This is a genomic window from Afipia sp. GAS231 (assembly GCF_900103365.1).
Taxonomy (GTDB): Bacteria; Pseudomonadota; Alphaproteobacteria; order Rhizobiales; family Xanthobacteraceae; genus Bradyrhizobium.
Genome location: NZ_LT629703.1, coordinates 4,822,501 through 4,835,090, shown reverse-complemented (window position 1 = coordinate 4,835,090; position 12,590 = coordinate 4,822,501). Strand labels below are relative to the sequence as shown.

At 63.9% G+C, this 12,590-nt stretch carries 12 protein-coding genes (1 of these 12 running past the window's edge); 9 read left to right on the top strand and 3 right to left on the bottom strand.

Features of this window, described 5'->3' with window-relative positions:
• The first annotated feature begins 9 nt into the window (after positions 1-9).
• From BLS26_RS22800 to BLS26_RS22790, 3 genes are read left to right on the top strand one after another with little or no spacing between them, the layout of a single operon-like run.
• The gene (locus BLS26_RS22800; protein ID WP_092514784.1) at positions 10-1,224 is read left to right on the top strand and encodes a serine hydrolase; all 1,215 of its coding nucleotides are present in this window, start codon (positions 10-12) and stop codon (positions 1,222-1,224) included.
• A 34-nt stretch (positions 1,225-1,258) separates the two neighbouring features.
• Complete coding sequence (locus tag BLS26_RS22795) at positions 1,259-2,128, top strand: MBL fold metallo-hydrolase (RefSeq protein ID WP_092514782.1); 870 nt, start codon at positions 1,259-1,261, stop codon at positions 2,126-2,128.
• A complete protein-coding gene (locus tag BLS26_RS22790; protein WP_092514781.1) occupies positions 2,125-2,925 on the top strand; it encodes an enoyl-CoA hydratase/isomerase family protein in 801 nt (266 codons plus the stop codon). Before BLS26_RS22795 ends, BLS26_RS22790 begins: the two co-directional genes overlap by 4 nt.
• 110 nt (positions 2,926-3,035) lie before the next feature.
• Here BLS26_RS22790 and BLS26_RS22785 read toward each other — a convergent pair whose 3' ends face one another.
• Positions 3,036-3,578 (bottom strand): methylated-DNA--[protein]-cysteine S-methyltransferase, encoded by a 543-nt coding sequence (locus tag BLS26_RS22785; RefSeq protein WP_092514780.1) that lies wholly within the window; start codon positions 3,576-3,578, stop codon positions 3,036-3,038.
• A 185-nt stretch (positions 3,579-3,763) separates the two neighbouring features.
• Between BLS26_RS22785 and BLS26_RS22780 the strand changes: the two genes are divergently transcribed.
• On the top strand, positions 3,764-4,582 hold the full coding sequence (locus BLS26_RS22780) for an alpha/beta fold hydrolase (RefSeq protein WP_092514779.1): 819 nt from the start codon (positions 3,764-3,766) through the stop codon (positions 4,580-4,582).
• 6 nt (positions 4,583-4,588) lie between these two features.
• Here BLS26_RS22780 and BLS26_RS22775 read toward each other — a convergent pair whose 3' ends face one another.
• Positions 4,589-6,262: an adenylate/guanylate cyclase domain-containing protein gene (locus tag BLS26_RS22775; RefSeq protein WP_244542023.1), complete on the bottom strand. Its 1,674-nt coding sequence runs from the start codon at positions 6,260-6,262 to the stop codon at positions 4,589-4,591.
• A 276-nt stretch (positions 6,263-6,538) separates the two neighbouring features.
• Here BLS26_RS22775 and BLS26_RS22770 point away from each other — a divergent pair, with 276 nt between their 5' ends.
• The 4 genes from BLS26_RS22770 (at position 6,539) to BLS26_RS22755 (ending at position 10,558) form a co-directional block, all read left to right on the top strand.
• Positions 6,539-7,213, top strand: coding sequence for a GntR family transcriptional regulator (locus tag BLS26_RS22770; RefSeq protein ID WP_092514775.1), 675 nt, complete (start codon positions 6,539-6,541; stop codon positions 7,211-7,213).
• 118 nt (positions 7,214-7,331) lie between these two features.
• Complete coding sequence (locus BLS26_RS22765) at positions 7,332-8,132, top strand: phytanoyl-CoA dioxygenase family protein (protein ID WP_092514771.1); 801 nt, start codon at positions 7,332-7,334, stop codon at positions 8,130-8,132.
• Positions 8,133-8,261: 129 nt separating this feature from the next.
• Positions 8,262-9,575 carry an NAD(P)H-dependent oxidoreductase gene (locus BLS26_RS22760; protein ID WP_092514770.1) on the top strand — a complete coding sequence of 438 codons (1,314 nt, stop codon included), beginning with the start codon at positions 8,262-8,264 and terminating at the stop codon, positions 9,573-9,575.
• An 89-nt stretch (positions 9,576-9,664) separates the two neighbouring features.
• On the top strand, positions 9,665-10,558 hold the full coding sequence (locus BLS26_RS22755) for a DMT family transporter (protein ID WP_092514769.1): 894 nt from the start codon (positions 9,665-9,667) through the stop codon (positions 10,556-10,558).
• A gap of 12 nt (positions 10,559-10,570) precedes the next feature.
• Here BLS26_RS22755 and BLS26_RS22750 read toward each other — a convergent pair whose 3' ends face one another.
• On the bottom strand, positions 10,571-11,656 hold the full coding sequence (locus tag BLS26_RS22750; RefSeq protein ID WP_092514768.1) for an NAD-dependent epimerase/dehydratase family protein: 1,086 nt from the start codon (positions 11,654-11,656) through the stop codon (positions 10,571-10,573).
• A 277-nt stretch (positions 11,657-11,933) separates the two neighbouring features.
• Between BLS26_RS22750 and BLS26_RS22745 the strand changes: the two genes are divergently transcribed.
• Positions 11,934-12,590 carry the 5' portion of a TRAP transporter substrate-binding protein gene (locus tag BLS26_RS22745; RefSeq protein WP_092518427.1) on the top strand. It continues 432 nt past the right edge of the window, so 657 of the gene's 1,089 nt are visible here — the first part of the coding sequence; it begins with the start codon at positions 11,934-11,936; its stop codon lies beyond the right edge, outside the window.

The window sequence follows — 12,590 nt, the reverse complement described above, 5'->3', positions numbered from 1 at the left end:
GACGGCAGCATGCGCGAGGGCGGCAAAAAATTGCGGCACCTCGGCCTCGCTGCCGTTGTTGTATGTGCGACGTCCGGTTTCGCGCTTGCGATAACGGGCGCGCAGGCCCAATCAAACGAAATGTCGCTGGGCCAACGAAATCTGGCCTGCGGGTCCCCGACTGCGCTCGACGACGGCTGGGTGACCGCGTCGCCCGAAAGCACAGGCCTCGACGGCGCACGGCTCTGCGGTATCGCAGCGCGGCTGAAGGAAATGGAAGCCGACGTTCACGCCGTGGTCATCGTCCGCCACGGCAAGCTCGTATTCGAGCAATACTTTGCCGGCTATGACGAGCCCTGGGGCGAGAACGGCGGGCGGCACGAATTCGATGCCACCACCAAGCACGACCTGCGCTCGGCTTCGAAGAGCTTGGTCTCGCTGCTGGTCGGCATCGCGATCGACCGCAAGCTGATTGCGAACGCCGACGAGCCGGTGGTGAAGTTCTATCCAGAATTTGCTGACGTCAAATCGCCGGGCTGGGACCAGATCACGCTGCGGCATCTGCTGACGATGTCTTCCGGCATGCAGTGGGACGAGAACCGCGGCTGGGACGATCCGAAAAACGACGAACCGCATCTCGGCAACGAATCCGATCCGATCCGCTACGTGCTGTCGAAGCCGGTCGCGAGGCCGCCGGACGCGCTGTGGACGTATAATGGTGGCAGCACCAATCTGCTCGGCAGCATCCTCGAACGCGTCTCCGGCAAGCCGCTGGACGCGTTCGCGCGCGAAACCCTGTTCCAGCCGCTTGGAATTACCGATTTCGAATGGAAGAATTATCCGGAGAACAAGAAGATCGCCCCCGCCGCCGGCCTGCGGCTGCGGCCACGCGATGCCGCCAAGATCGGCCAGCTCGTGCTCGACCATGGCGCATGGAATGGCAAACAGATCGTCTCGGCCGACTGGATCGCGCAATCGGTCAAACCGCGCTTTCAGGCCATCGGCTATTTCAGCGGATTGTTCTTCTACGGCCAGCAATGGTGGCTGGGGCGTTCGATCGTGGACGGATCGGAAGTGAAATGGATCGCCGCGATGGGCTCGGGCGGCCAGCGCATCTTCATCGTGCCCGAGCGCGACCTCGTCGTAATGACGACTTCGGGCCTGTACTTCCGGACGCGCCAGGGCGACGGCGCGCTCGACATGCTCACCAACGTCATCCTCCCATCCGTTCGCGACAAAAACTAGCGCGCCAGTCTCGCCAAAAAATCAGGGAAGAACCATGAAACTCAACTTCGCCGTCGGCGACCTCACCATCCACCGCATCATCGAGCAGGAAACCACCTTCCTGCCGGCGCTCGAGATGCTGCCGGGCCTGACGCCGGAAGTTCTGGCCGAGAACCGGTCGTGGATGCGGCAGGCCGGCGCACTCGACGACAAGGACGTGCTGATCCTGTGTTTCCAGTCCTATGTGGTGAAGACGCCGCATCACACCATCCTGATCGACAGCTGCATCGGCAACGACAAGCCGCGGCCGCTGCGTCCGAAATGGAACATGAAGACCGACGACACTTACATGCGCGGCCTCGCGGCGGCCGGTTTTTCGCCCGGCGATATCGACTACGTGATGTGCACGCATCTGCATGTCGATCACGTCGGCTGGAACACAAAACTTGAGAACGGCCGCTGGGTGCCGACCTTTCCGAAGGCGCGCTACGTGTTCGGCAAGACCGAGTTCGATTACTGGACCGAGCAGAACGCCAAGGCTCCCGTACCGCCGTTCGTCGACAGCGTGCTGCCGGTGGTCGAAGCCAAACAGGCCGAGATCGTGCGCGACGACCACGCGATCGGCGATCACGCCCGCATCCTGCCGACCCCGGGCCATACGCCCGGCCATGTCGCCTTCACCTTCGGCCGCGGCAAGGACGACGCGGTGTTCTCGGGCGATCTGATGCATTCGCCGCTGCAGACGCGGTACCCGGAATTTTCTGCGAAGTTCGATGTCGACCAGGCGCAGGCCGCGGTGACGCGGCGCAATTTCATGGAGCGCTATTGCGACACCGAAACGCTGTGCTGCACCGCGCATTTCCCCTCGCCGTCCGCGGGAAGAATTCGCCGCGCCGGCAACGGATTTTCCTGCGAGGCGATATGAGCGCATCTGTGGAGTTCGACACGCTTTCACTGGAAGCAGCCGGCGAGCACGTGACCGTCGTCCGGCTCAACCGGCCGGACGCTTCCAACGCACTCAACACCCAGATGGGCAAGGATCTGGTGCGCTGCTTCGAGGATATCGCCCTCGATCCCAAAGGCCTGCGCTGCATCGTGCTGACCGGATCAGGCGACAAAGCCTTCTGCGCCGGCGGCGACCTTAGGGAACGCCGCGGCATGACCGACGAACAATGGACGCGTCAGCATGTCATTTTTGAGCGGATGGTGCGGGCGCTGATCGATTGCCCGGTGCCGATCATCGGCGCCGTCAATGGCGCGGCCTATGGCGGCGGCTGCGAGATCGCCGGATGCTGCGATTTTCTCTACGCCGCCGACACCGCGCGCTTTGCGCTGACCGAAGTGACGCTCGGCATCATGCCGGGCGGTGGCGGCACCCAGACGCTGCCGCGCGCCGTGGGCGAACGCCGTGCCAAGGAGCTGATCCTGACCGGCAAGCCCTTTACGGCCACGCAAGCGCACGACTGGGGCCTCGTCAACGAAGTGTTTCCACAAGCCGACCTGTTGCGGGAGGCGCTGGCGACCGCATCGCATATCGCCCGCAATGCGCCGATCTCGGTGCGGCAAGCCAAGCTGTCGATCCACCGCGGCCTGCAGTCCTCGCTGCGGGACGGGCTGGCGCTCGAGATCGAGGCCTACAACCGCATGGTTCCGACCGAAGATCGCCGCGAGGGCGTGTTGGCCTTCAACGAAAAGCGAAAACCCGATTTCAAGGGGCGCTAGAGCCTTTTTCCGTTCCGATTGAATCGGAACGGGGCTCTAGATTCTTGTTTTGACGCGTTTTCTTCACGCGAACCGGCGTCCACTTCGCTGGAAAACGCTCTAACAGCCGCTCAGTCGAACAGGCTCGGCGTGTAATTCACCGGGGCGCCTTCGATCTCCAGCATCTTCAGCTTGGTCACCACCCCGCCATTGGCGGAGAAACCGCCGGGCTTGTTGCCTGCCGCCAGCACGCGATGGCAGGGCACCACGATCGGACAGGGATTGCGTCCGAGCGCCTGGCCAACGTCGCGCGACAGCTCGACGCCGCCGAGCTGCTTGGCGATATCGCCATAGGTCAGTGTCTTGCCCGGCGGAATTTTCCGCGCGATGTCGTAGACGCCGCGGTTGAATTCGGGAACGCCGTCGAGGTCGAGAACGACGTCGGCGAGGTCGTTCGGCTTGCCGGCCAACAGCTCGACGATCCCGTCGATCGCGGTCTGTATCTTCGCCGGCGGCGGCGTTTCGATCAGGTCGTCATGGCGCTGCTGCAGGCGGGTGCGGGTCATTTGGTCGTTGCCCATCGGCAATTGCACCGAGGTGATGCCACGCTCGCCCCAGACAATGCCGCAACGGCCAATGGAGGTGTCGAATATCGCAAAATGGTGCCCGGTCATGGCTGGCTCCAATTCTCCCGTTCAATGCCACCAGCTTCGTTTCCAGCCCAAATCTAGGCTTGGAGATTGTTGCTATCCACCCGAAACCTGAGGGAACTTGACGGCGTAAACAACTTCCGCTGATCTGGGGTTCTCGCATCAGCCAGTCAATGGCCCCCAGACCTTCCCATCTTCATGAGACTCCCATGCAAACGCTCCGCGTCAACGGTTATGACATGGCCTATCTCGAGGTCGGTGAAACCGGCAACGGGCCGCCGCTGGTGTGCGTGCATGGTTCGCTCTGCGATTTTAGGATCTGGTCGGCGGTGCTGGGCGCGCTGACGCGGAAACACCGTGTGATCGCGGTATCGCTGCGGCATTTCTTTCCCGACCATTGGGACGGCGTCGGCGACACCTATTCGATCGCGCAGCATGTCGACGACGTCATCGCCTTCATCGAGCAGCTCGAAGGCAGACCGATCGACCTGATGGGTCATTCCCGCGGCGGCCATATCTGCTTCCGCGTCGCGCAGCGGCGGCCGGATCTGCTGCGCAGGCTGATCCTGGCCGAGCCCGGCGGCGAACTCGACGCCACGCTCGATCCGGCGTTCAAGCCCGGCCCCTCGCCGCTGGCGGCGCGGATCGCGGCTTCCGCCGAGGTGATCGCCCAGGGCGACATCGACGGCGGCTTGCAGATCTTCATGGATGCGCTGGAAGGCCCCGGCGCCTGGAAGCGCCTGCCGGCGACGCCGAAGCAGTTGTTGCGCGACAACGCCACCACGCTGATCGGGCAGATGAAGGACCAGCGCCCGCCCTTCTCCAAGGCGGACGCGGAAGCGATCAAGACGCCGACCTTGTTCATCGGCGGCGCCAATACCAAGGGGACGCTGCCGCAGGTACTGCATACGCTGGCGGCCAACGTGAAGGGATCGCGTACCGCGATGATTCCGGGCGCCACGCATCCGATGTTCGAACAGGCGCCGCAGAAATATTGCGAGCTCGTGCTGGAATTTCTGGCGGCATAAACGCCGTTATTTTTGATCGAGGCGCCACGCGCCATCCCAATCCGCTGGCGGCGGATTGGCTTGAAACTGCGCGACACGCCGGGCCATCGCCGTCGACGGCCCGTCGCCGGGCACAGCTTCGAGCGCGGCATCGAACGCCTGACGCGCATCATCCCACTTTCGGGTGCGATAGGCGGTTAGCCCCTCGGCATAGCGCTCCCGCAACAGCAACTGGTTCTCGCCAAGTTCTTCCTTGAGGGCCATGATCTCGAACACCGCTTCGGCACTGGTCTGGCCGACAACGACGAGCCGGTCGATCTCGCGAACTTCAACGGCGTCGCCGGCGGCCCTGATCGTCGGCTCCGAGACCAGCGAGGTGGTGCCATAGATCTTGTTGGCGCCTTCGAGGCGCGACGCCAGGTTCACCGCGTCACCCATCACGGTGTAGCTCATCATGAATTCCGAACCGATGCTGCCGACCAGCACCTCGCCGGTGGCGATGCCGATCCGGATGGTGCAATCGCTCGGAATGGTCCGCACGCCGAGCAATTCGGGCAGTTCGGTCCGCAACGCCACGCCGCGCTGGGCCATCTCGACGGCGGCGAGGCAAGCCAGCCGCGCCTGTTCGCCGTTTTCGGTAAACGGAGGGCCCCAATAGGCCATGATCGCATCGCCGATATATTTGTCGATGATGCCGCGATGGCTGCGGATCGGCCCCGACATCGTCGACAGATAGTGGTTCATCACCTTGACGAGGCCCTTCGGCGTCATGCCCTCGCTGAGGGCGGTAAACCCCTTCATGTCGCAGAACAGCACCGTCATCACCCGCCGTTCGCCGTCGCTTGAGGTCAGCGCCTTCGGATCGATCAGCCCTTCGACCACGCGCGGATCGACATATCTGCCAAAGGTTTCGCGTAAGCGCTCCTTGTGGCGCAACTGCTCGACCATGTTGTTGAACGCGGCCGTCAGTTGGCCGATTTCGTCGCGCGTGGTGACGTCGATCGATCCGTCGAGCCGGCCGGCTTCCACCGCACGGGTGCCGTCCAGCAAACGCCGTACCGGACGCGTGATGCCGGTAGAGATGAAGAGCGAGAACATCAGTCCGAGGATGGCCGCCAGCACCGTCAAAATGGCCGATATGGTGATGGCGGTCTGCTGGTCGCGCATCGTCACGACGGAGTCGCTGCGGACCTGCGCCAGCATATCCGTGCGGATTTCCTCGACCTTCTGGTTGAATTCGTCACGAAACGTGTCGGACCGGGTGAGGCTGGACCGGGCTTCCACAAACTTGCCGGCTTCGAGCAGCGACAACAGCCGCTGGTATTCCTCGCCGAGGTAGCGGCGCAGATCGCCGTTGACGTGCTCGATCCGGTCGTCGATCCGGCCGAGCCGGGCATTGTCGGAGTCGGTGGAGGTATCGTCGATGATCGCATTGATCAGGACGCGCGCAGCCTTGGCTTCCTGCTCGATTTCCTGTCCCTTGGCCTCGTAAGTCTTTTGACGTTCGGCAAAACCTGCGTCGTCCGGCGGCGACAGCATCTTCGCGATCACCATCCGCCGCAACGCCAACGCTTGCTCGAGCGAGCGGACATTCATCCGCGCCAGATGGCCATAGGCTTCGACATACTTGCTGCTGAGCTCGTCGAGCTGATGGGCAACCTTTCGCGTCATCACCGTCGACAACGCCGACGTGATCGCCATCAGGAAGATCAGCCCGATGGCAATGCCGAGGATACGTTTTCGGATGGTCGGTCGCAGCACGGATCGGAACTCTGACGGGAGAAGCAGGATGGGCGGCTTGCGCAGACGACGGTAACAGATCGCGAAAGCCCAGCCGGTTCGGCCGTGTCGTGGTTTAGCGCGCAGGGGTAAATTTAGCATGCCCGGTTCCCGCTCGGGATATTCGCTCTTGACCCACCGTCCAACCGGCGTTAATTACCGAATACGGAATTCCGTATTCCAAACCGGACGGTTGGCATGATCCCGTTAGACCCGCTCCCGAACCTGATCGACCAGGTCTACGGCCGGATCCTGGAGGCGATCACCGACCGCACGCTGCCGCCGGGGCATCGCATCCGCCAGAACGAGCTGGCCGAGCGGCTCGGCGTCTCGCGCCAGCCGGTCTCGCACGCGCTGCATCTGCTGCACCGGCAGGGCCTGGTCGCCGAAAGCGGCCGCCGCGGCTTTGAGGTGACGAGATTGGACCCCTCGCGCATCCGCCAGCTCTATGAGGTGCGCGGCGCCATCGATGCGCTGGCGGCCCGGCTCGCGGCCGGACGCGCCAGGACGGATGCAGCCGGGCGCGGACAGCTCGAAGCGGCGCTGCAGGCCGGGCAGGCGATCGGCAGCAACACGCCATTGGCGCAACTGATCGCGCTCGACGTCGACTTTCACCGCGCCATCTATCGTCTCGCCGGCAATCCCGCGATCGAGGAAATGATCGCGCCGCAATGGCCGCATATGCGCCGCTCGATGGCGACCGTGCTGGCCGAACTCGATTACCGCGACAGCGCCTGGACCGAACACGAAACCATCGCCGCCCAGATTCTGGCCGGCAATGCCAGGGCAGCAGAGGCCGCGGCGCTGGCGCATGCGCAGACGGCGGGACGGATGACCGAGGAAAGGCTGAGGGAGACTGACGAGGCCGCTTGATTGAAACGCTGTCGTTCCGGGATGGTCCGAAGGACCAGACCCGGAACCTCGAGATTCCGGGTTCGATGCTTCGCATCGCCCCGGAATGACAAAAAGAAAATACACAGGAGAGAACGCCATGAAATTGACGCCAGAGCAGATCGACTCTTTCAACCGCGAAGGCTGGCTGTTCCTGCCCGAGCTGTTCAGCCCCGAGGAAGTCGCCTACCTCGCACGCGAGGCCGAGGGCATTTACGACACCGACCGCCCGGAGGTGTGGCGCGAGAAGAGCGGCGCGCCGCGCACTGCGTTTGCCGCCCATCTCTACAACGAGGCGTTCGGCGCGCTCGGCGCCCATCCGCGCATGATCGATCCGGTCGAGCAGATCTTCGGCGAGAAGGTCTACATGCATCAGTACAAGATCAACGCCAAATCCGCCTTCACCGGCGACGTCTGGCAGTGGCATCAGGATTACGGCACCTGGAAGCGCGACGACGGCATGCCGCAGCCGCGCGCCATGAACATCGCGATCTTCCTCGACGAGGTGATGCCGATCAACGGCCCCTTGATGCTGGTGCCGCGGAGCCAGCACGCCGGCGATTTGCCGGCCGCGCATGACCTCGCCACCACGTCCTATCCGCTGTGGACACTGGACGAGGCCACCGTGACCAGGCTGGTGAAGGAAGGCGGCATTGTCGCTCCGACCGGCAAGGCCGGCGGCATGCTGATGTTCCACGGCAATCTGGTGCACGGCTCGGCCGGCAACATCACGCCCTATCCGCGCAAGATCGTCTATCTGACCTTGAACGCGGTCTCGAACTATATCCGCACCCCGACGCGACCGGAATACATCGCCCATCGCGATTTCACGCCGATCCAGACGGTGGATGATGACGCACTGTTGCGGTTGGCGCGCGCGCATCGGCAGGCGGCGGAGTAAATTTGCACCGTCATTCCGGGGCGACGCGCCAGCGTCGAACCCGGAAGGTCGACATTACTTTTCATCTCGGGATTCCGGGTTCGCGACTGCGTCGCGCCCCGGAATGACCGGCTATTTATCGGATCCCCCATGAACCTCCATCACCTCCTCAACGCCCGCCTTGCGGCCGGCAAGCCGGTTCGCGTGGCGCTGATCGGCGCCGGCAAGTTCGGCTCGATGTTTCTCGCGCAGGTGCCGCACACGCCGGGGCTCGAGGTACCTGTGATCATCGACCTCGACCGCGACCGGGCGCGCGAGGCCTGCCGCACGGTCGGCTGGGACCAGGATCGCATCGCGCGGACGGCCTTCACCGACGATGGCCTGCGCGCGATCGCGGGCGGCGCGATGGACGTGGTGGTGGAAGCCACCGGCAATCCCGCGGTCGGCATCCGGCATGCCCGCGCCGCGATTGCGGCGGGCAAGCATGTCGTGATGGTCAATGTCGAGGCCGACGTGCTGGCGGGCCCACTGCTCGCCGAGGAGGCCCGCAAGGCCGGCGTGGTCTATTCGCTGGCCTATGGCGACCAGCCGGCACTGACCGCCGAGATGGTGGACTGGGCACGCGCGACCGGCTTTCGCGTCGTCGCCGCCGGCAAGGGCACCAAATACCTGCCTGCCTATCATGACGTGACGCCTGATGGCGTCTGGGGTCATTACGGGTTGACGGCGGGCGAAGCACAATCGGCCGGCATGAATCCGCAGATGTTCAACTCATTTCTGGACGGCACCAAATCCGCGATCGAAATGGCGGCGATCGCCAACGCCACCGGGCTCGACGTCCCCGCGGACGGCCTGCTGTTTCCGCCCTGCGGCGTCGACGACCTGCCGCATGTGATGCGGCCGCGCGATCACGGCGGCGTACTGGAGAAATCCGGCATCGTGGAAGTGGTGTCGTCGCTGGAACGCGACGGGCGTCCGGTGTTTCGCGACCTGCGCTGGGGCGTCTATGTCGTGCTGGAAGCGCCGAACGACTACGCCGCCGATTGCTTCAAGCAATACGGGCTGAAGACCGATGCCTCCGGCCGCTATGCCGCGATGTACAAGCCCTATCATCTGATCGGGCTGGAGCTGAACATCTCGATCCTGTCGGCGGCGCTGCGCAACGAGCCGACCGGGCAACCGCACGGTTTTCGCGGCGACGTCGCCGCCGTGGCCAAGCGCGACCTGCGGGCCGGCGAGATGCTCGACGGCGAGGGCGGCTACACGGTGTGGGGCAAACTGATGCCGGCCTCCGCCAGCCTCGCCGCCGGCGCGCTGCCGATCGGGCTCGCCCATCGCGTCAAGTTGAAGAACAACATCGCCCATGGCGCGGTGGTGCGCTGGAGCGATGTCGAGGTCGATGCTAACAACGACACCATCAAGACGCGCAAGGCGATGGAGGCGGCATTCTCCACGCCGCGATAGAACCAGAGCGTTTTCGAGCGAAGTGGGCACCGGTTCGCGTGAAGAAAACGCGTCAAAACAAAAGGATCACGCCTGAGGCTGGAAGCGGGATGTTTGTCAGGCTGGCGCCGTTCCTGTTCGTGCTGCTCTGGAGCTCCTCTTTCATCTCGGGAAAGGTCGGGTTGCGGCACCTCTCGCCGCTGCTATTCGTCGCCGTCCGCTTGATCGCCTGCGCGGTGATTTTGACCATTGCGATGTTCGTGCTGCGCAGGTCCTGGCAGCCGCTCGCCGGTTGGCGGTGGCTGCATTGTGCCGTCGCCGGTGCGCTGTTGAACGCGGTCGGGCTGATGGCGCCGCATGTCGGGCTCACGATCGCGCCGGCGGCCCATATCGCGCTGGTGCAATCGCTGACGCCGCTGCTGACGGCCGCCCTCGGCGTGATGCTGTTGCATGAGCGGCTGCGCGGGGCGCAGTGGCTGGGATTGGCGCTGGGACTGGCCGGCGTCGGCCTCGTGGTTGGCGAGGCGGCGCTCGAAAGCCCTGCCCGCTTTCAAGGTCTGGTGCTGGCCTTTGTCGGTGTCATGGGCCTGGTTTCAGGAACGCTTTATTTCGGACGGTTCTGCCGCGGCATGCCGCTTTTGCCGGGGGCCACCGTGCAGTTTCTGTCGGCGGCCGTCGTCTCTTCGCTCGGCGCGTGGCTGTTGGAAACGCCGCACGCCGATTGGACCGGCGCTGCTGTCGCAGCCACCGCCTGGGGCACGCTGATGGTTTCGCTTGGCGGCATGGGCCTCTATTCGGCGATGCTGGTTCGCGGCAGCGTGGCCCGCACCAGCGCCAATTTCTATTTGGTGCCCGGAACGGTCGCCGTACTGGCGTGGATAGGGCTCGGCGAGCAGCCCAGCGCACTCGCCATCGCCGGGCTGATCGTGGCCTCGGCCGGCTGCTGGCTTGTCAGCGCCGCACCGGCTGTGGCCGCAACGCCGCCGGAAGACAGTCACCAATAGAGCCGAATAGCCTTACGGCAGCAGCCGGCTCGACCGCGCTTGCGCAAACCACTTTCGGAACATCGCTTCGGTATCCATCATTTCGGTAAAACCGGCCTGATTGATCTTCACGGTCGAGACGATCGAGGGCGGACCCGACTGGGTCTGGCCGTAACGCATACTGTAGTCGGCATATTGAAACGAGAGGCCGACGAAGGCCTCGAGATCCGGCGCGATCAGATCGTGCTCGCGGCGCAGGGCATCCCACCGCGCGATCCATTTCGGATATTCCTGCGCCAGCGAAAGCGGCACGGCATCGCCCGGCTTCATGTCCAGCGCCTCTGCAATCGCCGGCCAGACATTCTCCCAGGTGAAGACATCGCCGTTGGTGACGTTGAAGGCCTCGTTGCGCGCAGTGGTCGCTTCGCCCGACCACGCGATGGCGCGCGCCAAGAGATCGACGTCAACCGCCTGCGACACCCGCGCCGCACCTCCGGGATAATCCAGCGCGCGTCCCTGTTGGCGCAGCATCGCCGCATACACACCCAGCGGCGGGATCAGATCCATCGCACCGCCCATGGCGAGGCCGACGATCAACACGGGGCGCAAAATGCTCCAGTGCCAGTTCTTGCCGCTTTGCAACTCGCGCAAAAAATTCTCCTGCGCCCAGTAGAAATTCGGCTGCTCATACATTTCGGAGCGGCCCTCGCGCGCCGGCACGGTAAGCGGACGGACATGGACGCCGTAGGCCTTGGTGCCCTGCAGCAGTGCAACGTGCTTGAGATCAGGCGCGACCGGCTCGAGGGCGGCCATCAGGTTGCGCAGCATCCGGTCGTTGATGCGGATCTGGTTGGCATCGCGCCAGCCGTCGATCAGGTTGGGCGCTTCATAGAGCGCGGCATAGACGAGATGGGTCGCGCCCTTCATTTCATCCGCAGCCCGCAGGCATTGCGCGGGATCGGTCAGATCGATCGGCACGTGACGGGCGCCGTAGAGCTCACGCGGCTTGCGCCGCGCCAGCGCCACAACGTCGCACCCGCCGACGCTGCCGAAGTGCCGCAGCGCGGCATTTCCGACCAGGCCGGTCGCGCCTGCCACCACGACTTTCTTGTCTGCCATTCCATGCTCCAGCGCCAGTTGCCGCTTTCAGTAGCAGACCAAGCCGGTCGCGTCAGCGTGCGGCCTTAGCCTTTCGTCGGATCGGAAAGCGAGGCTTCTCGCAACTGCGGTCGACGCAGGACGCTTGATTATCGATGCCCGATTGGTCATCCTGACCGCACGTTTGAAGGCCCGGGTTTCAATCACCAACCAGACATCGGCCATCGGCAAAAACAAAAACGACAATCAAGATCGTTGTCCCTTGGTCGGGTATCGGCACAAACAAGAGGGGAAGCGCATGAAACGTCGTGATTTCTTGAAGGTCGGCGGTGTCGGTCTCGCTGCAAGCGCAGTCGCCGCACCCGCGATCGCCCAAGGTAATCCTGAAATAAGGTGGCGGTTGACGGCGAGCTGGCCGAAGGCACTCGATACGCTCTACGGCGGCTGCGAGTATTTCGTCAAACGCGTCGCCGAGATCACGGACAACAAGTTCCAGATTCAATCGTTCGCCGCCGGCGAAATCGTTCCGGGCCTGCAGGTGCTCGACGCCGTGTCGAACGGCACCGTCGAAATGGGCAACACCGCGCTCTACTACTACTGGGGCAAGAACCCGGCTTTCACCTTCGGCACTTCGCTGCCATTCGGATTGAACACGCGGGCTCACATTTCCTGGCTGCTGTTCGGCGGCGGGCAGGAGATGCTCAACGACCTCCTGAAGGAATCCAACACGATGTGCATTCCGACCGGCTCGACCGGCGCCCAGATGGGCGGCTGGTTCCGGAAAGAGATCAAGTCGATGGAAGACTTCAAGGGCCTCAAGTTCCGCGTCGGCGGCTTTGCCGGCACCATCATCGCCAAGGTCGGCGGCGTGCCGCAGCAGATTGCCGGCGGTGACATTTATCCGGCGCTCGAAAAAGGCACCATCGACGCCGCCGAATGGGTCGGCCCTTACGAC

What these genes read in the sequence shown, in the direction of transcription:
- BLS26_RS22800 (WP_092514784.1), top strand. Translation starts at nt 10, where the DNA reads ATGCGCGAGGGCGGCAAAAAATTGCGGCACCTCGGCCTCGCTGCCGTT.
- BLS26_RS22795 (WP_092514782.1), top strand. Translation starts at nt 1,259, where the DNA reads ATGAAACTCAACTTCGCCGTCGGCGACCTCACCATCCACCGCATCATC.
- BLS26_RS22790 (WP_092514781.1), top strand. Translation starts at nt 2,125, where the DNA reads ATGAGCGCATCTGTGGAGTTCGACACGCTTTCACTGGAAGCAGCCGGC.
- BLS26_RS22785 (WP_092514780.1), bottom strand. Translation starts at nt 3,578, where the DNA reads ATGACCGGGCACCATTTTGCGATATTCGACACCTCCATTGGCCGTTGC.
- BLS26_RS22780 (WP_092514779.1), top strand. Translation starts at nt 3,764, where the DNA reads ATGCAAACGCTCCGCGTCAACGGTTATGACATGGCCTATCTCGAGGTC.
- BLS26_RS22775 (WP_244542023.1), bottom strand. Translation starts at nt 6,262, where the DNA reads ATGGCGATCACGTCGGCGTTGTCGACGGTGATGACGCGAAAGGTTGCC.
- BLS26_RS22770 (WP_092514775.1), top strand. Translation starts at nt 6,539, where the DNA reads ATGATCCCGTTAGACCCGCTCCCGAACCTGATCGACCAGGTCTACGGC.
- BLS26_RS22765 (WP_092514771.1), top strand. Translation starts at nt 7,332, where the DNA reads ATGAAATTGACGCCAGAGCAGATCGACTCTTTCAACCGCGAAGGCTGG.
- BLS26_RS22760 (WP_092514770.1), top strand. Translation starts at nt 8,262, where the DNA reads ATGAACCTCCATCACCTCCTCAACGCCCGCCTTGCGGCCGGCAAGCCG.
- BLS26_RS22755 (WP_092514769.1), top strand. Translation starts at nt 9,665, where the DNA reads ATGTTTGTCAGGCTGGCGCCGTTCCTGTTCGTGCTGCTCTGGAGCTCC.
- BLS26_RS22750 (WP_092514768.1), bottom strand. Translation starts at nt 11,656, where the DNA reads ATGGCAGACAAGAAAGTCGTGGTGGCAGGCGCGACCGGCCTGGTCGGA.